The sequence below is a fragment of the Pseudoalteromonas sp. Scap25 genome (assembly GCF_013394125.1).
GTDB lineage: Bacteria > Pseudomonadota > Gammaproteobacteria > Enterobacterales > Alteromonadaceae > Pseudoalteromonas.
Window position 1 is genome coordinate 1,669,856 of record NZ_CP041327.1, and the last position, 25,898, is coordinate 1,695,753.

Annotated in this window: 29 protein-coding genes and 1 pseudogene; 10 read left to right on the top strand and 20 right to left on the bottom strand. The window is 39.2% G+C overall.

Annotated elements, in window-relative coordinates:
* Positions 1-63: 63 nt before the first annotated feature.
* On the top strand, positions 64-1,527 hold the full coding sequence (locus FLM54_RS07610) for a serine hydrolase domain-containing protein (RefSeq protein WP_178956050.1): 1,464 nt from the start codon (positions 64-66) through the stop codon (positions 1,525-1,527).
* Between the two features lie 438 nt (positions 1,528-1,965).
* The gene (locus FLM54_RS07615; protein ID WP_178956051.1) at positions 1,966-2,514 is read left to right on the top strand and encodes a cytochrome b; all 549 of its coding nucleotides are present in this window, start codon (positions 1,966-1,968) and stop codon (positions 2,512-2,514) included.
* On the opposite strand, the pseudogene FLM54_RS18825 reads toward FLM54_RS07615, so the two are convergent.
* Positions 2,507-2,744 (bottom strand): annotated as a pseudogene (locus FLM54_RS18825) (hypothetical protein); the annotation flags it as partial. The gene FLM54_RS07615 and the pseudogene FLM54_RS18825 overlap by 8 nt on opposite strands.
* A gap of 125 nt (positions 2,745-2,869) precedes the next feature.
* Between FLM54_RS18825 and FLM54_RS07620 the strand changes: the two are divergent.
* Positions 2,870-3,715 (top strand): DUF417 family protein, encoded by an 846-nt coding sequence (locus FLM54_RS07620; RefSeq protein WP_178956052.1) that lies wholly within the window; start codon positions 2,870-2,872, stop codon positions 3,713-3,715.
* A gap of 136 nt (positions 3,716-3,851) precedes the next feature.
* On the opposite strand, the gene FLM54_RS07625 is transcribed toward FLM54_RS07620, so the two are convergent.
* Positions 3,852-5,369 carry a leucyl aminopeptidase gene (locus tag FLM54_RS07625; protein ID WP_178956053.1) on the bottom strand — a complete coding sequence of 506 codons (1,518 nt, stop codon included), beginning with the start codon at positions 5,367-5,369 and terminating at the stop codon, positions 3,852-3,854.
* Positions 5,370-5,599: 230 nt separating this feature from the next.
* Between FLM54_RS07625 and FLM54_RS07630 the strand changes: the two genes are divergently transcribed.
* Complete coding sequence (locus FLM54_RS07630; RefSeq protein ID WP_178956054.1) at positions 5,600-7,417, top strand: protein kinase domain-containing protein; 1,818 nt, start codon at positions 5,600-5,602, stop codon at positions 7,415-7,417.
* A gap of 54 nt (positions 7,418-7,471) precedes the next feature.
* A complete protein-coding gene (locus tag FLM54_RS07635) occupies positions 7,472-7,903 on the top strand; it encodes a DUF3859 domain-containing protein (protein WP_138569640.1) in 432 nt (143 codons plus the stop codon).
* Positions 7,904-7,959: 56 nt separating this feature from the next.
* Here FLM54_RS07635 and FLM54_RS07640 read toward each other — a convergent pair whose 3' ends face one another.
* The 3 genes from FLM54_RS07640 to FLM54_RS07650 form a co-directional block, all read right to left on the bottom strand.
* Positions 7,960-8,376, bottom strand: coding sequence for a VF530 family DNA-binding protein (locus FLM54_RS07640; RefSeq protein WP_008114664.1), 417 nt, complete (start codon positions 8,374-8,376; stop codon positions 7,960-7,962).
* A gap of 72 nt (positions 8,377-8,448) precedes the next feature.
* Positions 8,449-9,441: an MDR family oxidoreductase gene (locus FLM54_RS07645; protein ID WP_178956055.1), complete on the bottom strand. Its 993-nt coding sequence runs from the start codon at positions 9,439-9,441 to the stop codon at positions 8,449-8,451.
* Positions 9,442-9,490: 49 nt separating this feature from the next.
* Entirely contained in the window at positions 9,491-10,126 is a 636-nt protein-coding gene (locus tag FLM54_RS07650; protein ID WP_178956056.1) for a TetR/AcrR family transcriptional regulator, read from the bottom strand.
* 363 nt (positions 10,127-10,489) lie between these two features.
* Here FLM54_RS07650 and rmf point away from each other — a divergent pair, with 363 nt between their 5' ends.
* Positions 10,490-10,660 (top strand): ribosome modulation factor, encoded by a 171-nt coding sequence (gene rmf / locus FLM54_RS07655; protein WP_008114656.1) that lies wholly within the window; start codon positions 10,490-10,492, stop codon positions 10,658-10,660.
* Between the two features lie 63 nt (positions 10,661-10,723).
* Here rmf and fabA read toward each other — a convergent pair whose 3' ends face one another.
* Positions 10,724-11,239, bottom strand: a complete 516-nt coding sequence (gene fabA / locus FLM54_RS07660) for a bifunctional 3-hydroxydecanoyl-ACP dehydratase/trans-2-decenoyl-ACP isomerase (protein ID WP_010389976.1) — start codon at positions 11,237-11,239, stop codon at positions 10,724-10,726.
* A gap of 195 nt (positions 11,240-11,434) precedes the next feature.
* On the opposite strand from fabA, the gene FLM54_RS07665 reads away from it, so the two are divergent.
* Genes FLM54_RS07665 through FLM54_RS07675 form a run of 3 tightly spaced genes read left to right on the top strand, consistent with a single transcriptional unit; the run spans position 11,435 to position 13,543 of the window.
* Positions 11,435-12,292 carry a 6-carboxytetrahydropterin synthase gene (locus FLM54_RS07665; RefSeq protein ID WP_178956057.1) on the top strand — a complete coding sequence of 286 codons (858 nt, stop codon included), beginning with the start codon at positions 11,435-11,437 and terminating at the stop codon, positions 12,290-12,292.
* Positions 12,285-13,103 (top strand): M23 family metallopeptidase, encoded by an 819-nt coding sequence (locus tag FLM54_RS07670; RefSeq protein WP_054200907.1) that lies wholly within the window; start codon positions 12,285-12,287, stop codon positions 13,101-13,103. The genes FLM54_RS07665 and FLM54_RS07670 overlap by 8 nt, the downstream gene beginning before the upstream one ends.
* A 5-nt stretch (positions 13,104-13,108) precedes the next feature.
* On the top strand, positions 13,109-13,543 hold the full coding sequence (locus FLM54_RS07675) for an acyl-CoA thioesterase (protein WP_178956058.1): 435 nt from the start codon (positions 13,109-13,111) through the stop codon (positions 13,541-13,543).
* A gap of 198 nt (positions 13,544-13,741) precedes the next feature.
* Here FLM54_RS07675 and FLM54_RS07680 read toward each other — a convergent pair whose 3' ends face one another.
* The 5 genes from FLM54_RS07680 to FLM54_RS07700 are packed head-to-tail and all read right to left on the bottom strand — an operon-like array spanning position 13,742 to position 19,318.
* Positions 13,742-15,064 (bottom strand): Na+/H+ antiporter family protein, encoded by a 1,323-nt coding sequence (locus FLM54_RS07680; RefSeq protein WP_010389979.1) that lies wholly within the window; start codon positions 15,062-15,064, stop codon positions 13,742-13,744.
* Complete coding sequence (locus FLM54_RS07685) at positions 15,061-17,034, bottom strand: DUF3488 and DUF4129 domain-containing transglutaminase family protein (protein WP_178956059.1); 1,974 nt, start codon at positions 17,032-17,034, stop codon at positions 15,061-15,063. The genes FLM54_RS07680 and FLM54_RS07685 overlap by 4 nt, the downstream gene beginning before the upstream one ends.
* Positions 17,027-18,016, bottom strand: coding sequence for a DUF58 domain-containing protein (locus tag FLM54_RS07690; RefSeq protein ID WP_178956060.1), 990 nt, complete (start codon positions 18,014-18,016; stop codon positions 17,027-17,029). The genes FLM54_RS07685 and FLM54_RS07690 overlap by 8 nt, the downstream gene beginning before the upstream one ends.
* A gap of 4 nt (positions 18,017-18,020) precedes the next feature.
* Positions 18,021-18,926, bottom strand: coding sequence for an AAA family ATPase (locus FLM54_RS07695; protein WP_178956061.1), 906 nt, complete (start codon positions 18,924-18,926; stop codon positions 18,021-18,023).
* Positions 18,927-18,934: 8 nt separating this feature from the next.
* A complete protein-coding gene (locus FLM54_RS07700; protein ID WP_055012203.1) occupies positions 18,935-19,318 on the bottom strand; it encodes a response regulator in 384 nt (127 codons plus the stop codon).
* Between the two features lie 414 nt (positions 19,319-19,732).
* On the opposite strand from FLM54_RS07700, the gene FLM54_RS07705 reads away from it, so the two are divergent.
* Positions 19,733-20,206 (top strand): DUF3653 domain-containing protein, encoded by a 474-nt coding sequence (locus FLM54_RS07705; RefSeq protein ID WP_178956062.1) that lies wholly within the window; start codon positions 19,733-19,735, stop codon positions 20,204-20,206.
* Between the two features lie 73 nt (positions 20,207-20,279).
* Here the strand turns inward: FLM54_RS07705 and FLM54_RS07710 are convergent, their stop codons facing one another.
* The 9 genes from FLM54_RS07710 to FLM54_RS07750 all read right to left on the bottom strand — a co-directional run bounded on the left by FLM54_RS07710 (position 20,280) and on the right by FLM54_RS07750 (position 25,873).
* The gene (locus FLM54_RS07710; RefSeq protein WP_178956063.1) at positions 20,280-20,498 is read right to left on the bottom strand and encodes a hypothetical protein; all 219 of its coding nucleotides are present in this window, start codon (positions 20,496-20,498) and stop codon (positions 20,280-20,282) included.
* Positions 20,491-20,889 carry a hypothetical protein gene (locus FLM54_RS07715; protein WP_178956064.1) on the bottom strand — a complete coding sequence of 133 codons (399 nt, stop codon included), beginning with the start codon at positions 20,887-20,889 and terminating at the stop codon, positions 20,491-20,493. The genes FLM54_RS07710 and FLM54_RS07715 overlap by 8 nt, the downstream gene beginning before the upstream one ends.
* A 2-nt stretch (positions 20,890-20,891) precedes the next feature.
* Positions 20,892-21,284: a hypothetical protein gene (locus FLM54_RS07720; RefSeq protein WP_178956065.1), complete on the bottom strand. Its 393-nt coding sequence runs from the start codon at positions 21,282-21,284 to the stop codon at positions 20,892-20,894.
* Entirely contained in the window at positions 21,277-21,735 is a 459-nt protein-coding gene (locus tag FLM54_RS07725) for a virion protein (protein WP_178956066.1), read from the bottom strand. Before FLM54_RS07725 ends, FLM54_RS07720 begins: the two co-directional genes overlap by 8 nt.
* A complete protein-coding gene (locus FLM54_RS07730; RefSeq protein WP_178956067.1) occupies positions 21,735-23,177 on the bottom strand; it encodes a hypothetical protein in 1,443 nt (480 codons plus the stop codon). Before FLM54_RS07730 ends, FLM54_RS07725 begins: the two co-directional genes overlap by 1 nt.
* The gene (locus FLM54_RS07735) at positions 23,177-24,013 is read right to left on the bottom strand and encodes a hypothetical protein (RefSeq protein ID WP_178956068.1); all 837 of its coding nucleotides are present in this window, start codon (positions 24,011-24,013) and stop codon (positions 23,177-23,179) included. The genes FLM54_RS07730 and FLM54_RS07735 overlap by 1 nt, the downstream gene beginning before the upstream one ends.
* A gap of 351 nt (positions 24,014-24,364) precedes the next feature.
* Positions 24,365-24,559, bottom strand: coding sequence for a hypothetical protein (locus FLM54_RS07740; RefSeq protein ID WP_178956069.1), 195 nt, complete (start codon positions 24,557-24,559; stop codon positions 24,365-24,367).
* 112 nt (positions 24,560-24,671) lie between these two features.
* Positions 24,672-25,052, bottom strand: a complete 381-nt coding sequence (locus tag FLM54_RS07745; protein ID WP_178956070.1) for a hypothetical protein — start codon at positions 25,050-25,052, stop codon at positions 24,672-24,674.
* Between the two features lie 11 nt (positions 25,053-25,063).
* Positions 25,064-25,873, bottom strand: a complete 810-nt coding sequence (locus tag FLM54_RS07750) for a major capsid protein P2 (RefSeq protein ID WP_178956071.1) — start codon at positions 25,871-25,873, stop codon at positions 25,064-25,066.
* Positions 25,874-25,898 lie beyond the last annotated feature (25 nt).

The following is a 25,898-nucleotide window of genomic DNA, read 5'->3' on the forward strand; positions in this document are numbered from 1 at the left end:
GAATATTTTTATTTATAAAAGGTATTCTATCTAAACTATTACAATTAAGGAAAACGCGTTCCAATGTTTAGGAAAAACATTCGTTGCAGCTTACACATTTTATCATTAAGCACATTATTACTTACCAGCCTACTACCACAGGTAAAGGCCGATGAAATAGATGACTTTTTACTAGAGAAAATGCGCACAGCTAATATTCCAGGATTACAACTGGCAATCGTGAAAGACAATAGGCTGATAAAAAAAGCCAGTTACGGCCTGTCGAACTTACAAGACCAGATCACGGTACAAAACCATACCCCTTTTCCTATTTTTTCGATGACTAAAGCTTTTACTGGCGTTGCAATTATGCAACTTGCCGCTGAAAACAAGTTATCGGTTAACGATCCGATTTCAAAGCATTTAGATGATTTGCCTAAAGCATGGCAACCGCTAACTATCCGTCAGCTGCTAAGCCATACTTCTGGTTTACCTAAAATATTAAATGGTCATTGGGTTGATTTAATTTCCAATGGTCAGCCAGATCCTGCGTGGCAAGAAGTACTTACTTTACCAATGCGTTATGAAACCAATAGCCGCTTTGAGTACAACCAAACAGGTTACATTTTGTTAGGTAAAATTATTGATAAGTTATCGGGTCAGCCTTTTTCTAATTATATTCAGAAAAATCAGTTGGCTAAACTAGATATGCCCATAACTTTGGCTGCAGGTTTTGCTCATACTGAATCTATTGTCCCTAATCAAGCTCGTCCTTACGTTGCTGGCAATCAAGGAAAGCTAAAGACGGTACAAATAACTTTCGACCCATTCTTTAGAACTGCGGCGGGTATGAGTGCTACCGCAACTGAGCTTGCTAATTACGCGATAGCGCTTCAACAACGACAACTCCTTGATGAGAAGTACCTTAAAGAAATGTGGTCACCAACGCGTTTAAAGAGTGGTCAAACTGCAGGTTTTAGCAATTTAGAAAATGGTTACGCTCTAGGTTGGCAAACAATTGGACGAGAGCAGCATCCAGCAGTAAGTGCCAGTGGTGGTGATGCTAATTCAATGGTGATTTATCCAAAAGATCACTTAACCATCATTGTATTAACTAATAAGCTAGGAAGCTTGCCAATATTCTTTATTGATGAAATTGCTGGCTTTTATTACCCTGAGATGAAAGCTGAAAATGGTTGGGGGTTGTCACAAGACTTATTCAAACTTTTCCAAGGGATTAAAAAACAGGGCTTTAATCAAGCCATCACTTTAGCGGATGAGATGAAAGTAAGTGCAGCGTTTGATGTGCAAGAAATTAATCTTTTGGGCTATCGCTATGTGGCTAAAAATGAACTAGCAAAGGCATTAGAGATATTTAAGCTAAATGTTCATTTGTTTCCCGACAATGCAAATGCTTATGATAGTTTAGGTGAAACCTATGCTGCACTTGGAAATAAACCAGAAGCGATAGCTAATTACGAAAAAGTACTCGCATTTTTGCCGAATAATCAACATGCCCTTAAGCAGCTGGCTCGGTTGAACCAATAACCTAACAAAGCGTAGACAATAAATAAAATCGCGCTAAGGCAACTACCATACTTCGCGCGCTTTTAAAAACTATGCTGGTCGAACTATATGCGGTAAATCTTTACTTCAGACATCAAAAGCCCAATCTTTAAAAGTATTAGTTACTCAAAGCCAGACGACCTCATTGTTCTTATATTTACTGCTGTATATTACTTCTAAACACGTTGATTTATTAAAGCGATAACTTTAGGTTGCCGTTTTTTATTCCTACTATTTAAGTTTATTTTAAGCTTACTCAATTAATACTCAAATTCAAGAACCTTTAAACCATGCATCTGATTTACTGACTCATTGTATGTTTCAGATCATTAAACAGAGGATGATTAAAGGTTAGCCTGAAAACATATACTTATACCCATAAGTGAGCTTTTAACTTTAATGCGTTTATTAGGAGGTATTATGAATTTTAAAAATACAGATACTCATTACAATACACTCTCTGTTGCTTTACATTGGTTGATGTTTATTTTAATTGTGACTGTGTACGGCAGTATTGAACTTCGCGAATTATTTGATAAAGGCACTGAAACACGTGATGCCTTTAAAATGTGGCATTTTATGTTGGGTTTATCGGTTTTAGCTTTAGTTAGTGTGAGGTTAGCTGCGCGTTTAGTGGGTGGTGCAGCACCTGCCATACACCCTGAGCCTGCAAAATGGCAAAATAAATTAGCTATATTTGTTCATATTGCGCTGTATGTGTTTATGTTTGCTATGCCTATAGCTGGTTGGCTAATTTTGAGTTTAGCAGGTAAACCCATCCCGTTTTTTGGTTTAGAGTTGCCTGCTTTGGCCGCTCAAAACTTTGAACTTGCTAAAAGCATTAAAGAGATACATGAAACCGCAGGGGAAGTGGGGTATTACGTAATAGGTTTACATGCGGCTGCGGCTTTGTTTCACCATTATATTTTGGCTGATAATACGGTATCGCGAATGCGTTTGCCTAAATAATAAAAAAGTTAATAGTAAAAAGGGAGACAGTGTCTCCCTTTTTAATGTTTAATACTCTAATAAACCCGATTCTAAACCCACCCCAATGTTTACCATTTACATATAATTGGCACCGATAGATCATGCAATATCTCGCCGGTATCGCGCTTATAGGTTTGTAATTAAAAGCTCTCTGCATGGCTACCGCAGTGAATGCCTGTGGGGTCATTAAAAATTTGCTTAGTGCGGTCATTATTTATAGTCAAATGGATAAAATCTTGTCTGCAGACATTTTATAAAATCATTTAGCGTTAGTTGAATTGTTTTTTGTAAAAATATGGTCTTTGTTAGTCATTAAAGATTTAAAGGGCACACAATGAACTTAACATATGCAAATAACGCAATTACCTTGCTACTTGCACTTAGTTTTATACTACTTGGTGTATCGTTTGCGCTCGGTGCAAATCCAAACACACTAATAGCGACATTTAGCTTTTACGAGCTTGATAGCGTATTAAATACTAATACGCTAGGTCTACTAAGTGGTACAGCCATGATTATGTTAGTGGTAGTAACCCTATTGGCACACTTTAAATTAATACAGCCAACCTCAGCATTTATGCTAGCGCTTGTTGTTAGCATTGTGCCTTTACTAACCTTATTAGCAAGTAATCGCTGGATGACTCAGTTAGGGGGCTTTCCTATTATTGGTAGTGGGCAGGGAATAATTAAATACTTTGCTGTAGTGCCTTTATACTTATTTTTATTTTATAAAAATAAGATGAGCGACAAACAGCATGTCCTTTTAAACTTTATTCCTATGGCTATGGTTTTGCTATGGATTGGCGGTATGAAATTTTACGATTTTGAAGCTAAGGCCATTGTAGGCTTAGTCGAAACCTCGCCTTTTATGTCTTGGTTATATAGTTTATTTAGCGTGCAAGGTGCGTCGAACGTGATTGGTGGGTTTGATGTATTATTTGCGCTACTACTAGGCGCTGGTATTTTATTAAATAATAAAAAACTAATTATAGTTAGTGGTTTAGCATGCTTGAGCGTTTTTTTAATGACCCAAACGTTTTTACTGTCTGCCCCTAACGCATTTAGCTCAAGTACGCTGTTGGCGCGGTTAGGGCAATTTGTAATTAAAGATTTATGGTATGTGGGAAATTTAATTGTTATTGCCACTTTAATGCTCTCTAAACCAGCTAAACATAGTTAAAGCAATATGCTTTGTTGTTACCGCTACAAAATTATTAAATAAAATAATGTGTATAAATAAGAACGTTATTTATACACAAAAAAGCGCCAAAACAGTAAACCATTTTGGCGCTTTTAATTAAGCAAATTAATTTTGATTAGTTAGCTAATAGCCACTCACTTAGTAAACGTACACCAAAACCTGTACCACCTGGTGAAAGCTCATCTTTGCCTTTTTTCACTAATGCATTACCAGCGATATCGATATGTACCCAACGGGTTTCGCCAGCAAAATGCTCTAAGAAAGTAGCGGCAGTGGTTGCACCAGGGCCACCTGAACCTACATTTGTTATATCAGCAATGTCAGATTTCAGCATATCTTTATAACCTAACGGTAAACGCCATAGGTTTTCGTTTACTTGTTTACCTGCAAGGGTAAGTTGCGATACTAGCGTGTCATCATCAGAGAATACCGCTGCGTATTCATTACCAACAGCACGAATTTTAGAACCCGTTAAGGTTGCAACATCAATCATGATCTCTGGCTTGTAGTGCTCACGTGCATACCACATTGCATCACTTAGAACTAAACGACCTTCAGCATCGGTATTTAAAATTTCTACACTTAAGCCTTCAGCGGTGCGAACAACATCGCCAGGAGCTACAGCAAACTGCGATACCATATTAGCTGCCATGCCCATAACGGCTACCACGTTTTTATCGGCTTTAGCTAACGCCATTGCTTTTACAGTACCAAGTACTGCAGCAGCACCAGCCATGTCTGATTTCATACGTGCAATAGACGCACCGGTTTTAATACTGTAACCACCTGAGTCGAACGTAATGCCTTTACCAACAAGGGCAATAGGGGCATCGTCAGAGCCTTTATAATGAGCAACCACTAAACGTGCACCTTGCTGGCTACCTCTACCTACAGCTTCTAATGCGCCCATGCCTAGCTCTTTTAGCTCTTTAGGCTCTAACACTTTGATAGTAACCCCTAACGACGCTAATTCTTTTGCTGCATTGGCAAAATCAACCGGCGTCATTTCTGTAGCCACTTCTGATGTTAAATCGCGTGCTAAAAATACACCTGCTTGAATACTCTCTAATTGGCTGTAAAGCTTGCGAGTTTGCTTGGTGTTATCAACATCAAACGTATAGCTAACTGTTTCAGTGCTTGGTTCTTTTTTGTAGTTTTCAAAACGGTGATCGCGTAGGTTTGCACCGTGGGCAAAATTAGCAGCAAGTGCTGCGTTGTCGTTTGTACCCGTAACATCATCAAAAATAACACTGGCAGTGCCCGCTTTAGCTTTAACTAGGCGAGCATGAATATTACCGCCTAACTTAGCCGCTTTTGCTTTATTTAATTCGTCTGCTTTACCTGTACCTACAACCAAAATACGGCTGTAGTTACTTTTACTAGGCGCGACAAGTTGCGCGACTTTAGCGTAATCGCCAGTAAAGTTTTCTATATCGATAACACGTTGTAATTGGCCATCGAATTGTTTATCAAGTGTTTTAAATTGGCTGTTGCTGCCATCTTGGCTATAAAATACAACCAGCGTATTTGCGTCGCTGTCTACTTTTGTAGAAAAATTAAAGTGTGCTGCTTGTGCATTAATACACATACCCAGTGCAAGCGCGATTGAAGAGGCTTTTATAATACGTTTCATTTTTTAACCTAAGAATAATTTAAAGGGGTGTTTTACCCTATTTAGGCTGTTATGGGTAAGTAGGATACGGTGAAACCGCAAATATCAGCGATATACGTCAAAATCATTAGTAAGTAATATAAATTTGACTAATGGAAGTGACCTTAAAGGTTTAATAAAAATAACGGTCGCGTTACTATCAAACATAAAGGCATTACGCAGCTTTAAACCACCAACCTAGAGAATCTGCATTGAAAGCAAAAGAAATTCGCAACTTTTATATTAACGAAGAACAGTCTGTTTATTTGTTATCGCACCGTGATGCTAAAAAGCATCGCCAGTGGCTTAACATTTGTATTAAACAGCTAACACTACTTGGTTATAAAAATGTCGAAATGATTGGCTCTGGTGCGTTTGGCTTTGTTTTTGCGGGTGATGATGAACATGGCCTGCCTTGGGTGTTTAAATTTTCAAGAATAACGCTGGCGCAAAGTGTACGAGATCGCCTTGAAGACGAAGCGTATATGCTATCTCAAATTGATAATCCGCTAATACCAAAATTTTATGGCTTTGAGCGAATTAAAAAACAGGGCATTTTGATGATGGCTCGTGCAACAGGTGAAGATCTTGAAAAAGTATCACTTAAGCAAGGGCGACTATCTGCTGCAAAAATAATGAACTTAGCGGTAAAATTGAGAAATGTGTTGCTCGATTTACGCCATCATAAAAACGGATTAAGCCCACAACCTATTGTGCATGGCGATATTAAACCCTCTAACTTGGTGTGGGATGAAAAAGCCAAGCAGCTTTCATTGGTTGATTGGGGGAGTTCGGTATATGCCCAAGTAGATGAACAAGGCAACCCTATTGCCAGTAATTTTATGGATTTAATGTCGGGTGATTTAAGCACGACTAACGCGCGAATGGGTGATGTGTATTTTATTGGTGATGCGCAAATGTCTGGTGAAAAGTCATCCCCTCGTTTTGATGAGCAAGGGGTTGCATCAACTTTGTATGCACTTGCATCGGCTCAGTCTTGTCGATTTGGCGCTCAGGCTATTCCGGCCAGTAGTTTAATGTTACCTAAGGAGCTGGCAAACGTTATTGATGGCATGCTTTCAAAAGAACGGTTGGTAAGAGACAAAGCGGGTGACTACTTTATGCGTAACATAGAAACCATGGCAAAAGCATTTTTACCAGAGCTACCAAAGCAAGACACTAAAGCACGCATTCCTTTTTGGTTTAGCCAAGATCCTGAGCCCGAAACCGTTGTATATAGTTCCCGAAAACAATTTTTACGCCAAGCCGACCATAAACAGCAATTACTCGATGTAAACGATGCCCAGTTAGATAGGTATTACAAAGAATTTTTGTTTGATACTGGGGATACCGAAAAAGCGTTTTTAGCCTCAATTAGTCGCTTAGCGAAATACCCTGTAGTAGGGGGGCTGAGTTTTCATTGGAAAGATGATTCTTTATATGTTGAGTCATCACTTATTATGCACGATGAAGCTTTAGCAACCGCATTTACTGATGCGGTAAACAATACAGTGATGCTTGCACAAGCGATTAGTCAAAAGGGCTTATTTAAGTGTTGTTTATTTGATGCCCGTAAAACGATTCAGCTAGAACGCGATGGCACCGGTGCGTTTAAATTTAACCAGTTACCTGAGCTTGATTATGAAGTGGTTAATGTAAAAGCCAGCGATGTAACCCGTCCGCACTCATATTTTGAAGATGGTAAAGATCCCGATGAACAACTGCAACTGCCTAAAAAGGTGATTAAATGTGTATTTGAGCTAAACCAGATACATCATACGGGTTGTATTATTTTTGAAGCACTACCAGATAGGATGAAGATTCACCATTACTATCGATTGCTCGATGCTAGTAAAGAAGTTGAATTTAAACGTTTGCTAAATAAACTCATGCAGTACGCGGTTAATATTACTGATGTTGGGGTCGCTGGTTTTATGAAGTTGCCGTATAAAAATACTCGCGAGTTTAGTTTATGCGAGCAGCAACCCAGCAATTATTATCCTAAAAATCCAAAACAACTACTTAATTAATAAGTCACTCGCTGAGGCTGGTGGCTTAACAATAGAAAGAAAAATAGAAAGTTAATGGCAAAATCTAAACCACAAATTACATTAGAAAGTTACGGTATATATTCCAAATGGGACAAAGCTGACAAAGCGTTACCACAAATCACGCAATTCACTACGCAAGTAAAAGCAGAACTTGATATAGAATTTGGCCTGATAGTAAATATCAAAAAAGCGAAAGGCGAAAAACTACATTATTGTATTTATCACCCCGGTATTATAGATGCCGATGGCGAAGTGATGCAGCCTTTTGAGGGGAATGTATATGTTAAAGATAACGATTGGTCGTTTTATTTAGGCGACACCGTGTGGGAGCCTATAGAAGATAAAATAGGTAACTGGCGTATGACCTTATCATTAGCAGGAAAAGTCATTGCGGATAAAACATTTAATCTAACTAATGAACAGACCAAAACAGAAGATGATTTTTGGAAACACCGAGGCTATTAATTTCCTCAATAAACAAAAAAAGCTAACAATAAAGTTAGCTCTTTTATGAAATTAGCTTAGTTACCCCAAGGGTTACTTGAATTTGAACGTTGTTTACGAGTACGGGCACGTTGCTTGGCTGCTTTTTTCTCTTGAATACGCTTAGCATCAGAAAAGCTTAACTCGCATGGTTCACCTGGTTTATCGCCTTCAGGGATAATACGGTCTCGTGGAGGCAGTTCGTATTGTACGTCATCTGGGCGTGGTAAGTTTTTTAGGCGGTACAAATAGAAATTATCTACTTTTTGTTGTGCCCACTCGGTTTTACGTAAAAATTTAACTGCTGACTTAATGTCAGGATTATTTTTAAAGCAGTTGAGTTGTAAGTAGGCATGCAGGAGTTCCCACCCATATTGCTCAACCAGTTCTTCAACCACTTGCTCTAATTTAACGCCTTGCAGTGGGTTATTACTGAAAAGTTCTTGGTTGCTCATAGGTGTTCTCTCGTTATTAAAAATACGGCCAGTATTATAAATTTAATAACGAGAGTTTAATAGCAAAAATGCTTAACTTTGACAATTAACCACAACACGACCACGAATTTGGCCCTGCATGAGCTGTTCAGCATTTTCAATAACCTGATCAAGTGTGATTTCGGTCGAAATTTTATCTAAGTAATCGCTACTAACTAGGGATGATAAACGATCCCATGCTTCAACACGGTCCGCTTTAGGGCGCATTACGCTATCAATACCCATTAAAGAAATACCACGTAAAATAAATGGCGCAACAGACGCTGGCAAATCCATACCTTGTGCAAGCCCACAAGCTGTTACTACACCACCGTATTTAAGTGAGGCACAAATATTAGCAAGTGTGTGACTACCTACCGAATCAATGGCAGCAGCAAAGCGTTCTTTTTGTAGTGGTTTACCTGAGTTTGAAAACTCGTTCCTATCAATTACATTAGTTGCACCTAATGATTTTAAATAGTCAGCTTGTTCCATGCGACCTGTTGCTGCGGTTACTTGATAACCTAGCTGGCTTAGTAAATAAATAGCAAAACTGCCTACGCCACCATTGGCACCGGTGACTAACACTTCACCTGAGTCAGGGGTGATCCCTTGTTTTTCAAGGGCAATCACGCTCAACATTGCTGTGTAACCGGCAGTACCAATTTGCATAGCTTGTTTAGCTGATAAGTTGGCGGGTAGGGGAATTAACCAATCGCTGCTAAGAGCCGCTTTTTGGGCTAGGCCACCCCAATGTTTTTCGCCAACACCAAAGCCATTTAAAATAACCTTATCGCCAGCTTTAAATTCTTCACTGTCGCTGTTGGTAACTGTACCCACTAAATCGATGCCAGGTACCATAGGAAAGCTGCGAACTACAGGACCTTTGCCAGTAATGGCTAAGCCATCTTTGTAATTTAGGGTACTGTACAGTACGTCAATTAATACATTTTCGTTTGGTAGATCGTCACTGTTTATGCTGCTTAAAGTGGCACTGTAGTCGTCGTCTTGCTTGTCTATAACAATAGCTTTAATAGGATTGCTCATTAGATTTCCTTTTAGACCGATCGTCTTTAAATTGATAATAAAAAATGCATCATTTGAGTAATGTGCGTAAAAACATTTCTGTGTATAAAGTCAGTGGCTTGCTTGATTGTGTTAGTTTAGCTCGCATTACAGCGCCTTCCCAACCAATCCAAAAATATTCACTCATTTGTGTAGTATCAACATCAGTTTTAATAGTGTGTTGCTGTTGAGCTAAGTCTAAGCACTGTGTTAACTGTGCTTGCCAAGCATGGTAACTCTGCATTAGGCGTATTTTAAACTCGTCACTTAAATGATTGAGTTCTTGGTTTAAATTGCCTACTAAACAACCGCGTTTGTAATCATACTTTTGCATCCCAGCTATAGCACTTTGGGTAAAGTTAACAATGCGTTCTAGGGGCGGTACTTCAGATTGCCCTAAATAAAACTTAAGCTTAGCTATAAAAAACGTGTCGTACGCATCAACCAAAGCTAAGCCAAATGCTTCTTTACTTTTAAAGTAATGATAAAACGAGCCCTTAGGGACTTTGGCTTTTTTTAATATGGTGTCGAGCCCTGTGGCACTAAAACCAAACTCAGTGAGGGTTTCTAATCCCACACGAAGGAGCAACGCTTTAGTGTCTGCGTTGTCTCTGGCTATTTTGGGTGGGCGGCCACGCCTAGTTGCAACTGCTGGTGTTTTGTTCATGCTTTATATTAGACCGATCGGTTTTAATTAATCAAGCTTTTATTTGGAATGTTTTTAAAACAGCTCTGACGTTCATTTTTTGATTACAAATTAATTGGGAACTTAAGGGTATATTGTTAGTCACAAATATGACACTTATGTGTTTTGAACCGATGTATCGGAACATTTTAATAAAGTTAAATAGGTTAAAGTTGAGCAATAAAATTATTTTTAAATTAATTTATCATTGCATCAGCAGCTTAGTTAAAGTCAAACAAATTAATTGTATTTTGTGTTTGAATTAAACATTTTTGTTGGCTATTTATTAAATGTAGATGAACTTTATGCTACAAAAATATAAATATAAAGGTGAGGATTTTACCGATGAAGAGACAGAAAAGAGATCGTTTAGAAAGAGCTCATTCTCAAGGTTTTAAAGCAGGTTTAGCTGGTCGCTCAAAAGAGCACTGCCCTTATCAACAAGTTGATCCTAAGTCTGAGTGGCTTGGTGGTTGGCGCGAGGCAATAGAAAATCGCAATATGTATAAAACATAAACTCATAACGAATTAAAGCAAAAAGGCCTCCAAATGGAGGCCTTTTTGTTGCGTGTTTTAAACTTAAAACGCGCTGGTATCTTGGAACAAGCCTACCTTTAAATCTTTTGCTTCGTAGATCACGCGGCCATCTACTTCTACGGTTCCATCAGCCATACCCATAAACAATTTACGCTTAATAACGCGTTTCATGTCTAGACGGTAGGTTACTTTTTTAGCTGTTGGCAATATTTGACCGGTAAATTTAACTTCACCTACACCGAGTGCACGACCAAGACCAGGACCACCAGACCAACCTAAGAAAAAGCCCACAAGTTGCCACATAGCATCTAAGCCTAAACAACCAGGCATTACTGGGTCGCCTTTAAAATGACAGTCGAAAAACCAAAGGCTAGGATCGATATCTAGCTCTGCAACTATTTGACCTTTACCATGTTCACCACCGTCATCGGTAATTGAAATGATACGATCCATCATTAACATGTTGTCACTTGGCAAACGACAATTTCCTTCACCAAACATTTCACCTTGACCACAAAGGATCAAATCTTCTTTTGTATAGCTATTTTTAGGTTCCATAACACTTTATCTTTGCTTAGAAATTGCCCCGTACTTTAGCGTACACTTGTACGCTAAACAACTCGGAGCAGTTAAAAAATGGTTTAATTATAAGCAATCAGTAAATGCAACTGATTTTAGTATGATTAAACCGCGCAATTACTAACAGAAATCATTATAATTGGGGCTGACTTTTAATCAGTTTAAAGGAAATTTATGACCCTTTTTGTTAACTCACTCACTGTGATTGATTTTTCTTACTTATGCAATAAACGCGGTGCAGTTGGCGAAAGTTGGATTGTTGATTTGACTTTACATGGCAAACTAAACGAAGAGTCTATGGTTTTAGACTTTGGCTTAGTTAAAAAGCAAATTAAAGGCATTATTGATGAGTGTATAGATCACCGTTTAGCTGTCCCTAACAACATAAACGGCAGCATCAACGAGTTTGCTGATCACAAAACATTAGATTGTAAATTTGCTGATAACAAGCACCTTGCAATGAGTGCACCTCATCAAGCATATTGCTTAATAGATACTGATGAGATTAACGTTGAATCAGTAACAGAGTACTTAGTTGCCACAATACTGCCACAGCTTCCTGATAATATTGAAAAGATTGAGTTGGTGTTAAAGCCTGAGCACAATCAGAGCTTTTATTACCACTATAGCCATGGCCTTAAAAAGCATGATGGTAATTGCCAGCGTATTATTCATGGTCATCGCTCACAAATTGGTATAAGCCTTGGCGGTATTTCTATGCCTCGTTTGCAAAAACAGTGGGCTGATAAATGGCGTGATATTTACTTAGCAACTAGTGAAGATCAAATAAACGTCTCTGAATTAAAACATATCTCAGCTAAAAGTGATGATGTTTGTTTTGCGTATACTGCGGCGCAAGGTTACTTTGAAATGGCTATTAGTGAATCACGTTGCGACATTTTACCAATTGACACCACGGTAGAATGTATTGCTGACTACATTGCCAGCCAAGTGAAATTAGAGCACCCAGAAAAAGACGTTAAAATTACCGCCTATGAAGGTGTTGGAAAGGGGTCGATTAGTTATGCTTAAATCCTTATTAGTTTCGGCGTTAATTGTATCAACTAGCTTTAGTGCTATAGCGCTTGAGCTAAAAGGGCATTTAACTCAAGGCGGCCTAGTAACAGGGCAATTAGATAACGCTAAGTCGGTAAGCCTCAATGGTAAGTCGTTAAAACTTGCTGATAATGGGTTATTTGTATTTGGTTTTGGCCGTGATGCAAAACCTGTACATACATTAAGCTGGGTAGATAAAACCGGTAAAGGCCACAGCCAAGATTTAGTTATTACTCTTCGCGATTACGATATAGATAAAATTACCGGTGTTGCTAAAAAATACGTATCGCCGCCAAAAGCAGTAAGTGAACGTATAAGCCGTGAAGCGATCGCAGTTCGAAAAGCACGGGCTGTTAACTCTGATTTAGAATACTTTTTACAGCCAGTACTTAGGCCTGCAAAAGGGCGCATTTCAGGTGTTTATGGTAGCCAACGTTACTTTAATGGCGAACCTCGCAGGCCACACTTTGGTTTAGATATAGCAAACAAAACAGGTTCACCTGTGTATGCACCGATCAGCGGAACCGTGGTGTTTGCTGAACCAGATTTATATTACTCTGGTGGTACTTTGATTTTAGATCATGGGCATGGGGTTACTTCTACTTATATTCATTTAAGTAAGCTTGATGTAAAAGTAGGGCAGAAGATTGAACAAGGTACAAAGGTAGCTGAAATAGGTGCTACGGGCCGTGTAACTGGGCCGCATTTAGATTGGCGATTTAATTGGCAAGGTGAACGCCTTGACCCTGCATTATTAATGCAAGACACATTAGCTAACAAAAAGTAGAGATTATGACTCAAGTAGAGCGCGAAGCCATTATTGCGCAACGTATAAAAGATTCGACCACTTCGGTAACTAAGGCCGTATTTCCTGGGCGTACTAACCATCATAATACGCTATTTGGTGGTGACGCATTAGCATGGATGGATGAAGTTGCTTTTATAGCTGCCACCCGTTTTTGCCGTAAACCATTAGTAACTATTTCATCAGATAGAGTCGATTTTAAAGAAGCTATTCCTGCTGGTTCATTTGCTGAGTTGATATCAAAGGTATCGCATGTGGGGAATACCAGTTTAAAAGTGGATGTTGAAATATTCCTAGAAACTATGCACAAAGATAACAAGCACTCTGCTATTACAGGCAGCTTTATCTTTGTTGCTGTTGATGATAACCACAGGCCAACACCTGTCGTGTGTGACAAAATGCTGCATGGTTTTGAGTTATAACACCTAACAGTAAAAATAATATAAGCACCAATTATGGTGCTTATATTATTAACCATAAAGAACACATCATACTTTATTTATCTAATGGCCAACTTAGCAATTAAACAAGATAAAAAGTATTAGTTTTTCAATGAGCAGGGCGTATTAAAGTAATAAATGAGACTAATAAAAAGGCGTGCAATGCACGCCTTTAAATAACTATAAAACCATAGCGGCTATCCAGCCAAACACCAATAACGGAATATTAAAGTGAATAAAGGTTGGCACAACCGAATCCCAAATGTGGTCGTGTTGTCCGTCAGCATTAAGTCCTGATGTCGGCCCTAGAGTAGAGTCAGAGGCAGGGGAGCCGGCATCACCTAATGCGCCAGCCGTACCAACAAGTGCAGCGGTTGCCATTACAGAAAAGTTTAGCTCTAAACATAAAGGCACAAATAAGGTTGCAATTATAGGCACAGTCGAAAATGAACTACCAATGCCCATGGTTATAAATAAGCCGACTAATAAAATTACTGCAGCTGCAATGGGTTTATTACCGTCAAAAATGGCGGCGCTGCTATGGACTAGGCTAGCAACGTGTCCGGTTTCTTTCATTACAGCAGCAAAACCTTGCGCAGAAATCATAATAAAACCAATCATTGCCATCATGGCAACACCCTTACTAAATACGTCGCCGTTTTCTTCCCACTTAACCACACCAAATACACTAAATATAACCACCCCTACTAGGCCACCTAATATCATTGAGCCACTGGCATTTTGAGCGATCAGAGAAGCAAGCACGGCAAATAAACCAACCAGCATTACCTTTTTTGGGTTTTCAACATCAGCTTGTTGGCTTTGAACTGTTAATGCTGTGCTTGTGTATTCGCGGCGTTTTCGATAACTAATAAATAGGGCAATCAACAAGCCGACAAACATACCAATAGCTGGAATTATCATTGCTAAAGGGACACTGGTATTAACAATCTCAAGGCCATTATCAACTAGATTTTTATGTAATATTGAGTATAAATAAATACCCCCAAAACCATACGGCAGCACCATGTACGAGGTGGCTAAACCAAAGGTTAAAATACAAGCAATGGCACGTCTATCTAATCGCAGTTTATTAAACACAACAAGCAGCGGCGGGATCAAAATGGGAATAAAAGCGATATGCACCGGCACCAAGTTTTGAGAAGAGATAGCACAAATCAAAATAATAAACAGAATAAAGTAGCTTAATATGGTTTCACTAGAGCCTGTTTGAGCATTTACTTTAGCGAGTAACTTAGCGGCCAAAATACGCGTTAAGCCTGACTTAGAGATAGCGACGGCAAATGCACCTAGCATCGCATAGCTTAAAGCAATTTCGGCGCCTGATGATAAGCCAGAATTAAAAGCATCAATACTTTCTTTTAAGCCCATGCCTGCGGTTAATCCGGCAACAAGCGCACTTATTGTCATTGCAACAATCACATTTACGCGGACCAAAGTGAGTCCAAGCATTAAAATAACGCCTATAATAACTGCGTTCATAGATTTCTCTGTTTTATAGATTTAATTAATTTTATCAGATCTTTAGCCTGATTTTTACGTTCTTTGGTAAATGGTTGTCTCGCATAGCGCACTTGCTCAAATAAGTGACAAAAGGCGGTTATTTGTTGCTCTGCATAGGGGGCTTGTTGACTAATGTGTTGTAATGTTTGAATAGGTGTAGCATTTTCAGGGTAGTTTATAGTGTGCTTATTAGCCCAACTGAGTATTTGATAATACTCTTTTACCAGCGGAGGTTGTTTTGTTGTTGCCTTGGGGCGGTTGATATAAATAAAATAAGCACTAAAACTTAAAATTAAAACAATAATAACCCCAAGCGGTACTAACCAAACATAAGTGTTACCAAATAGGGACGCTAATAAATCTTGTTGTTTATTTTTATCAAATCCCAGCACCCAACTAGACCATTGATAATCGAGGTTTTCTAATTCTAGGCGAAGCCAGTTTATGGCAGCATAATTACTTAAGCTAACTAAACCAAAATTAATATTATTTTTAAATTCATCATTTAATGCAGCACTCTGTGATAAAGAACCATTTAATCGTTCGGGCGCAACAACCGCTGTTGCATCAAATATTCTCCAGCCTGCATTAGTATATACCTCAACCCAAGCATGCGCATCGTATTGACGAACGGTAATATAGTCATTGTTTTGATTATGCTCTCCGCCTAAATATCCGCTTACTACCCGCGCTGGAACGCCAGCACTTCTAAAAATAAAGGCAGCTGCACTGGCATAATGACCACAAAAGCCACGTTTATTATTAAACATAAATTGATCAAGCGTATCATCACCGCGCATAGGTGTTGGCGTAAGAGTGTAACTGAAACTATTTTGCGAAAAATAATCTAGCAGTTTATTAAAAAGCTCATCAGCGTTAGCACTTCTGTTTTTTAACTGTTGCGCCAGTTGATAACTTTTTTGGTTATTACTCACAGTAAGCGTTTTATAAAAACGCTGCTCTACGCTATTAAGCTTCTTAGTCGATAATGGTTTAGTACTAACAGAATATTTTAACACTTTGGATTTATATTGTTTTTTACGCAGCAAGCCGACTGAGTTGGAAACTACATTTTCATTGTTACTACTGGCATAGCCAAGCCCATATAACCAATCAGCCATTGCTGGCTCAGCAATTATTGAGTATTGAGTGGTGTTTCCATTGCTGCTATTTTGGCTTGGTAACATCATTGCTTGCTTTAAAAATGAAGATGTTTTCCAAGCTTTACCGTCAAATTCATCATGTACAATAGCGCGCCAGTAATAAGGAGGCGTGGTTGAATTATTATCAAACTTCGCTCTAAAAACCAATTCATCGGAGTTTGATAATTTAGCTATATCAAATGGGTCTACTTGTTCAGATAGGCCTGTTTGCGCCATTTTTGGCCCAGGTAATTGCCAAAATGCAGGGAGTTTTGGTAAAAATATTAAGAGTACAACTGCCAAAGGAAAAGCCAGAAATATTATTTTAGCACTTTGTTTTGATGACAGTTTTAAACTATGACTAGATTCAAGTAACCCAAGTACAGCAAAATTTAAAATATACAGTGTACTAATAATTAAAGTGGTAAAAATAGTTTGGCTAAACAAATACACAGCTGAAAGTGAAAAGAATGTGAGGGTGATGATCAATTGATAATGCTGCTTTGTTTTTGCCTGTAGTAATTTAAAAACGCATGACAGCAAAAGCATGGCAACAAACAGCACCACGGTATCTTTAAAGCCAATACTGCTGAGCATAATAATTAATGCTATTGCAGCGAGTCCGTTGGCCAGCCACGCATTGGGCTTTTGTTTGTATTTAAGGGTTAAATAAATATTCCAGCCACATAACGTGCTGAGCATAATAATAAAGGGCAGGGGCAAGTGCTCTATAAAAAAGCTCACTAACCCTAAGTAAATAAATGACAAAGAAAAATTTATAACGCGTTGATTTTTGATCTTATTCATAATCAGCGCCTACATTACTTAAAGCTTGTAAGCAGCGTTGCTGATGAAACTTTCCGGAGCCATTTTCTATGACCTTATTGGGCAATTTCAACGAGTAATTAATGTCGCTTTCAAACGCTTGGCATACTAGGTAACACAATTGCCCTAAGCGTTGCTCGGTATCGCCTGTCATTAAATTAAAGTCAAATTGTGTATCGGCAGATTTAAAATCACTAAATTGTTTTACTAATAATTGCTGAGTTTTTGCGTAGTGTTTCCACGAAACTCGCTGCAATCCCATTTCTGGTAAGTGATTGATTAGAATGTCAAACTCATCATCGCCTAGATGTTTTTCAGCTCCTTCATCATCATTAGCAGTCATTTGGCTTAATTGTTTTTGATTTGGTGTTTTAATAATTGAAGGGTAAACATAAACGGTATGATCTGGTTGAATATAGCTCCATACACTCACCAAACCAAATGGATAATTACTGGCAATTTTTATTGGCTTTAGTAAATAGCGACCGCGCTTTAAATAAGGCAATGGTAACTGGCATTGTATGGTATCGGCTTTAACACTCTCTATATAGCAGTTTTGTTCAAAATTATTGGGATAACTTAAGGTGATTGACTGACATGTGTCGTTTGATTTTATTTGCCACACTAACTGAGGTTGCTGTGGCGCATAACTCTCAATAGTATTTTTAAAGCTGACAGTTAATCCTTTTGCGTTGCTATAACCTAGCAACAAGGCAAAAATAATAATCACAAACATTAAATACGCCATAAACAGTATTAAATTATTTTGATAATTAATTCCCATTACAAAATTTAATAGTGCAACAATCGTAAAATATACACCCAGTGTGGAAGGCAAAACATAGATAGTATTATGCGTTAAAGTGATGCTGTTTTTTTTGTGCTTATTTTTTAATAATGTCGTTAAAATTGTACTTTTTATAGCACGAATAAAAGTAGGGCGTTTTAATTTTAAAATACCCATTGATCTAAACGGGCACTAAAACATGTTTTAAAATGTCTGCAATTTGGTTCTTGCCAGACTCACTATGCAAACCTAATCGATGCTGGCACACACTAGAAAATACCGCTTGTACATCTTCAGGTAGAACAAAGTCTCGACCTTCAATATAGGCCCATGCCCTTGCAGATTTTGCCAGCGCCATACTGGCTCTTGGTGAAAGCGAAGCAGCTAACGATTGAGCCTCACGTGTGTAAGTCACTAATTCAATTATATAATCAACAACCGGAGCGCTTAGTGTAACATTTGCTATAGCCTGTTGTATTTGTTTAAGTTGTTGCTGGTTAATTCGCTGTGGTAATTGGGAGTAATCGCGCTTTTGATTGTTTAATAGTAATCTTTTTTCAGCGTTTTTAGGTGGAAAGCCTAAGCTTATACGCATTAAAAAACGATCTAATTGCGATTCTGGCAGCGGATAAGTTCCTGCTTGATATAAAGGGTTTTGAGTAGCAATAACAAAAAACGGAGTAGGGAGCGGGTACTTTTCTCCATCTACTGTTACTTGTTGTTCTTCCATCGCTTCTAATAACGCACTTTGGGTTTTAGGGCCCGCACGATTTATCTCATCAGCAAGTACTACTTGGCTAAAAATTGGGCCTTTATGAAATGAAAAACTGTGTTCTTTATTATTAAAAATATTGGTACCAATAATATCAGCGGGTAATAAATCGCTAGTAAATTGAATACGCTGATACGACAACCCCAAAACAGCAGCTAATGCATGCGATAAAGTGGTTTTACCCATACCTGGTAAGTCTTCAATTAGTAAATGACCTTCACTAAACAAACAGGTTAATGCTAATTTTATTTGTTGTTGCTTGCCAAATATAACGGTAGATAGATCATCAATAATAGTGGTAACTAGATGCTGCATAATGTCCTTTAATCTATCAGTTCTAAACGTTTCATTACGGCATCAACTTTTTGCGCGTTGAAAGGCTTGGCTATAAATTCTTTTGCGCCAAGTTCCCAAGTATTTTGTACGGTCTCAAAACTATTATGGCCTGAGCACATAACCACATGAGCATATGGGTGCTCGTTATTGATCGACTCTAAAATTTCGATGCTTTCAGAATCAGGTAAATCAACATCTAAAAATATAACGTTGGGTGATTTTTCGCTAAGTAAGGGTTTAGCACAATCAAAATTATCGCACTCAATAATGTCATCAAAACCTAAGCCGGCTAACACTTGGCTTAAGTCAGCACGGATTTGTTTAACATCATCAATAATTAAAATTGGTTCGAGTGGGCGTACAAATTCCATATGAATACTTCAACATTTTTTACGGCTTGTGGTTTAATATTAAGCCAAGCATTAAGGAACCTCAAGCTGATAACTATGAATTACCGTAATAGTCGTTTAAATGCACTTAATGTCCGATACCGTCTAGTATTGGACTTAGTGAGCTTGAAGTTATTAAAATAGAGCGCCACACATGCACTTAAATACCACTACCTATAATTTATATTATGTTAAATGACGTCAAAACCGACAAAATGGCGTGAATTATAGGTAGCGTGCTATGATTGCTCGAACTGTTTATTTTTACATGTTTTCAGTGTTATACGCTCAATCAGTATTATTGATTGAACACCCTGCTATCAATCTAAAAAAATCATCAAAGTTTTTTCCGCGTAGACCATTAATAACAACGTCAATGGAATCAAGGGAATAATAATGACTAATTTTAAACAGTTACTTTTTCGCGCTGGATTTATGAATTTTGGTAAACTTGACCGCCGCGCCGCCATGGAATTTTTATTTATTAACTCTGAACGAACGCTTGAACGATGGATTAAAGATAATAAACCGTGCCCGCGTGCCGTTGCTATGCTTGAGCAACGCATAAAAGGCATGGTTTCTATGCACAAGGATTGGCAAGGCTTTAGTATTTGCAGAGACGGATATTTATGGACGCCAAGCGGCAACCGGTACGAACCAAGCTACATTAACAAAATTGATTTTTTACAGCGTTCAGTGCGTTATAACGAAAACCACGTTTTAGCCCTGCAACAACAAATTACGCATTTAAATGATTTGGTTAAAGCCAGTGATACGCTTAAGGCGATTGGCCATGATTTAATTAACATGAGTGATAAGTTTAAGTTGAAAGAAATTGTGAAGAAATACGAGGGCAAAAAAACCGCCTAAATTTAAAAACCCCGCACTTTTGCGGGGTTATTTTTAATAAAATCAATATATTACACTTTTGTACCCTGGACACTCACCCGCTTTCGTTTTTGGCGCGTAAAACGTTAAGTTTTGCTACTTCATTTTCAATAACGCCCACCCTAACAGCCAATTCACCATGGTTTTTGTATTGCAATTCAATAGCTGCTTTTAAATAAACAATATGCACCTTTAGCGCTGCCACTACTGCGGCGGCACTGGTTGCACCTGTAATTATTGCGGTTGCTGCTATTTTTAAAATAATATCATCCATTTTTAACCGCCTTAAATTGACCAACAAACTGAGGGATGATGTTTTTTAAACTGGCAAGACCCCAAACGCCGCCGTTAATTGCTATCCATGTTTGTACTAACCACGGTGGCACGTTTTCCAAGTTTGTGAATATTTGCGAGCCATGCTCAGGTGATACGACTGTAATTAAAATGGGCGCGGTAAACATACAAAAACTAAAAAGCCTTAACCCTTTGTCTTTGTCTTGCAGTGTTGCCATTTCCCATTGGTGGTTATAGTCTTTTTCTGACTGCGCCAAGCGTGCTTGGTTGTTTATTATGGCTAAATCGCGCTTATGCTCTGCATCTGCTTTTGCTGCGCGGTTTTTTAACCATGTATCAAGCGGGTTTAGTAACGATAAAAACCAGTCCATAACTACCCCTTAGCCGCTGCTGCGATTGTATCAGCATCAACAAGGCCATTTAAAAGCGGCCTATATTGGCTTTTTAACCGCAGGTCACTGTCAAATATCTCATTCAATAGCGCTTCATTGCCGTCATTTAATTTAGTGATTGCGTAAAGCCACTGCATATCAGCGACTTTTAATGTGTAGTCGAGTTTTGATTGCTCAAGATAAAAACCAGCCCATGCGCGGGTTATGTAATTACTGCCATTAACAAAGAATTGAATTTCAGCAAGTGCTTTGCTTACTGGTTTTGTTATTGGTGCGGTAATTTCGCGGCCTTTTTCAACAAAGTTATTAATTAGCCAATACACGCCAAATAAACTTATTAGCGCTGGTAAGCTACGTTCGAATATTTTACCCATAATAACCCCACTCAAAGCCGCGTTTTATTTCGTCCATGGTGTACGGGTTTTGCCCGTTTTCCATTGTTACCATTGCTGACAATACAGCGGGATATGCTGCATCATTTAACACCATATCGGCGGGATACCCTGCCTTATCGCTGACAAAGTTAATATAATTTTGTGTATGATTTTCATTGTCCGGTGCCCATTCATTAATGATACTTTCAATGGTGCGAACCCCGCGCTTTGCTTTGGAGCGCATAATGCGCCCCGCTGCTCTAAAGCCGTGTAAAGGCGTTTCAAAAATGATAAAGCGACCATCATCCCCAACTTGACCAACCCAACTTTCGCGAGCTTCAATATTTAGCGGATTGTGATTGCGGATACCGCGTGGCGTACCAGAGCTTGATGTAACACCCGCCAACGCAGCAAGCCCTGCCATAGATAAAAGAACCGTTGATTTTTTCATCAGAACGACTCCTTAAAAACTCTAAATAAGGCTTTTGGCTTTGTTAAATCCGGTGTTAATCCGAATTTTAAAATCTCACTATTTGCGGTTGAGTCATTAACCCATGCAACAAGCTCATTACCAACAACATCAAACATACCGTAAAGCCTGTCACAAAAAACGCGATTATTCGTATACGCTATGCTGTACGTATTAAAGTTATCCTCAGTTATATAAACCTTATCACCTGATAAAACTAATATTGCATCACCCACTGCGGCCACCGCTTTAGGTGATGGCACGAACGCATAAACGTCTAAAACTTGTCCGGTCTCCCTAACCCATACTTTTGAGCTGGTGTTTGATGTAAAACAGACGTATTTATTAGAAAATACAGGTTTATCTGCTGCGCCTGTTGACTGATTAATTATTTTTTCACTAAGCGTGACTAGCTCATCATCTGAATAATACCAATCTGAATCAATTGATACCCATAATCGCCCGTCAATCTCATCTCTAAAAATCTTTTCAGCTGCACCATTCCCTTTTAAGAGTAAATCAACACCATCTCTCACACTAAAAACACCATCTTTGTAATAATGTATCTCGCTTGGCTTGCCTGGAAAGTTAACGCTAATTAATACGCCGCCGTCACTGACTTCACAGCCATATGGAAGCGCCCCGCTCAAACCGCTGGCAAATGGGTTTTCAATATCCGCTATTAATTCACCGTCAAAATCTATTAATTTAAAAGTTGACGACCCCGCCGTTAAAAAAATCATATCGTTAATCACACACGCCGAATTGTAACTGTGAGCAACATTTTTTATCTCGCCTGTGTCTAAATTTACAATTCTTGAGCTGTTCGCCTGATTTTTAAAGAGCATTTTATCTTCAAAAACAACCCACCCACGACATTCGTTATCACCAAGCACTAAAACAGATTCCTTTGTAGTTATATCTAAAATCAAATCCGGCTTATCATTTATAAAAGCGTGCAACGGTGCTGCTGAATTGTGCTGGTAAACTTCACCTTGAGCTACATAAATCCCGCTTTCACTGCTAACACCCTCACCACCCACCCAAAAACCACCACTTGATAGTGCGACCTTTGCGCCGCTTTGTGATGGGTCATACGGTAATATTTGCTGTGATAGTCCGTAGTGCTCAGATATAAATGAAGCTGAACGGTTTGGCTTTGTGCTCAATGCGTCATAACTTAATTTATGCGCCGATACCCAAATCTGTAACTTTTGCTCAATATCTGAGGTTATTTCGATAAAATCAAACGGCTCATTAGTTTGAACGTCAAACCCCGCCGCCGCATCTGTATCTATAATCGCGCTGCCTTTTCTTAATGCGCGGATTCTAAAAATACCTTCGCAATTCATCACTTTTATGAAGCGGCCTTCTGCATTCACCTCATCAACTTTATTTGGTTTTAAAAATTTACGAATAAACATTATTTACGCCCCATAAAAACAACGGCAAGAATAGCAACGCCACCTAAGCCGATTACGATATATTTCATTGTTTCGTTTGTGCTAATTGCCAGTTGCTGACCGTCTGAACGGCTGGCATGGTCTGCGAACTGTAACGCCTGTTTATGCGCTAGAATTGTTTGGTCGCCCGCGTCTTGATAAGCATCGGCAACTTTATCAACTGCACCCGCTGCTAAATCGGTTGCTAGATTGCTATTGTTTTCGATTGAGAAATACGCCAAATCTGCCATGTTGTTGTTGGCATCACCTAGCGAGTCAGACACGGTTAAAATGGCGTTATTAGCAAAGGCGGTATTGTTGCCGTGCATGTTCTCGGCCATTTCTGTAACACTGCGCGCTAAGTCGCTATTTTCTTTGATAGACGTTTCAGCTAGTGAGTTTTGAGCGTTTATGCTATCGGTTGCTAGATTGCCCGTCATTTGCAGCGCATCGGCACCAAAATTAAACGCCTGATTTTGCGAGTCTTGCATAGCACTGAGTGCATCACCGCCAAAGCCATAAGCATCAGCTAGGGTTTCACCTGCAAAGTCGAGCGAATCTCGGTTAACGTCACTAGCAAAGTTAAAGCCGCTTTTTGTCATGTTTTCTGCGGCTATGGTCATTTCGCGCTGATTGCCCGCCATATCACCCCAAATATCAACAAGACCATCAACTAAACCGTGGTCTGTTTGGGTTATGTTGTAACTGTTACCGCTGCCATTTGTTATAAATCCGTTGTTATCACCTTGAACGCCAAAAGACGTGCTAGTGTTGCTCGTTGATTGTTTGCTATCTGATTTTGAACTGCTACCGCCCATATGCCACCATCCGGAAAACCTGATAATTATTACTATCAGTTTTATAAAATTTAAAATTCCAACGTTTTAAAAGTCGTGCTAGTGCGGGGCGCTTGGTATGAAATTCGATAAAATTTAATTTTAATCTGCACGCTAATTCATTAACTATAAAACTAGCCTTTTTTATGTTTTTTCCCTCTGCACAAACTACGGTTAACACATCACCGTCAACCCTAAGTACAAAGTATGTATCGAATATTTTAACGAACCGTGACACGCCTTTTTCAAGCTCGGTTTTAATTTGTTTAAAATCAGCGGGTGAACCAGCCGCCCGCTTGATTTTGTGAAGCTCTACAAACCTGCAAAATTCAATCATTTTTTAAGTAAGTACAGGGCAACCAGTGCCACCGCGCCGATAATTAAAATTTGATTGTTGTTGCTTTGGCCGAAGTTAATCGAACCACCTGTAAAGCCTATGCTGCTTTTTTGCTCGCCTGTTTGGGCTGCGGCTGAACTCGAACTACTTAAGCCGCCGCCACCCGTTAGACTGGTAAGCCCGCCAAGCATTACTTGGCCGCCTTTTTATCATCACGTAAAAAATCGCGTATGTACTCGGCCGCAATGGCTGCAACAATTGCAACTCCCACGCCTTTTGCAAACGCTTTTAAGCCTTTTGAACTCATGACTTAGCCACCTTTAGAAGTACGCCGACAACCAGTAAGCCACCAAAGGCCATGATTACCTGCTTTTGTGGAAAACCGAAAACCATTGTTTCAGTCGCTTTTGCTTGTGTTGGCTGTGTTTTTGGAACGTCAACAACCACCGCCGCGCCGTTTTCAAGCTCGGTTGTGTTGCTTTGCTCTTCACGCGCTACACCTGCGGCGTTTTTCATTGCCTGAATGCCCTCATATTGAGCGTAAACATTCATTGCATTGCCAAGCGCCGAATTAACAAAGCCGCCAAAATTACCCCACGCCGATTGCGTAGGCTGCCCCTCTGGTAATACCTGCGGCGCTGGTAGCGCCGTGGCATTACTTAAGCCCGATGGTAAATTAAACATAATTCACCCCCTTAGAATGAGCTGTTTGCGTAGCTATCAAAGTAATGAACAACAATTTCGCACTGACCTTCACTTTCACAGTCAATACGTAAGCGCATATCATTGATAGCAGGGTCAAGCATTAGCGCGCCGAAAACATCACCGTCAAGCATTAAATCTACTGCGTGAATATCTGCAATTGGTGTACGGTCGTTTTGTTTTAAAATTTGATTGTGTAGCGTTTTTGGGATGTGTTCTCGCCATTTAACGTTATTTACTAAAAATTCGGCCGATGTAACGCCCGCTTTTTTAATTTCAATCATGGCAATGTAAGCGCCGTTTGGTTTTGGTAGGTTTTCAACTTCATTCACACCCGCTGAAAAGTTGTAGCGGTATGAGCGGCGCTTGAATAACCAGCCCGGTGCGCTCGCTGCTGATTTTTCAGCGTAAGCCTTAATAGCTGGTGCAGTTGCTGCTGCGTCAATATCAAATTTAATTTGTGCAAGCGATAAGCCCGCAGTACCTAAGCCAAAAAAACGTTGCTCAACTAATTGCGGCTGCTTTGAACTTTTAACTTCTGAGCGCACAAAGTGCATAGTTGCTAAACCTGCAACCACTTCTCGGTTGTAGTATTTATTTTCATTAAGCAAGTCTTGCAGTGTTGCGTACTCGGTTAACGTGCGGCCGTTAAGCTCAACTTTTAAATTTTTAATTTGCGATGGTGTTACACCTGAATACTCAAAGTGTATTTTGTCGTATGTAAGGTTTACGGGTAGTGTTAGCGATACCGTACCGCCAGCATCAACACCTGTAATTTTATTTAGTGGGGCAATATTTCGCATTACAACCCCCTTAACCTAAAACAAT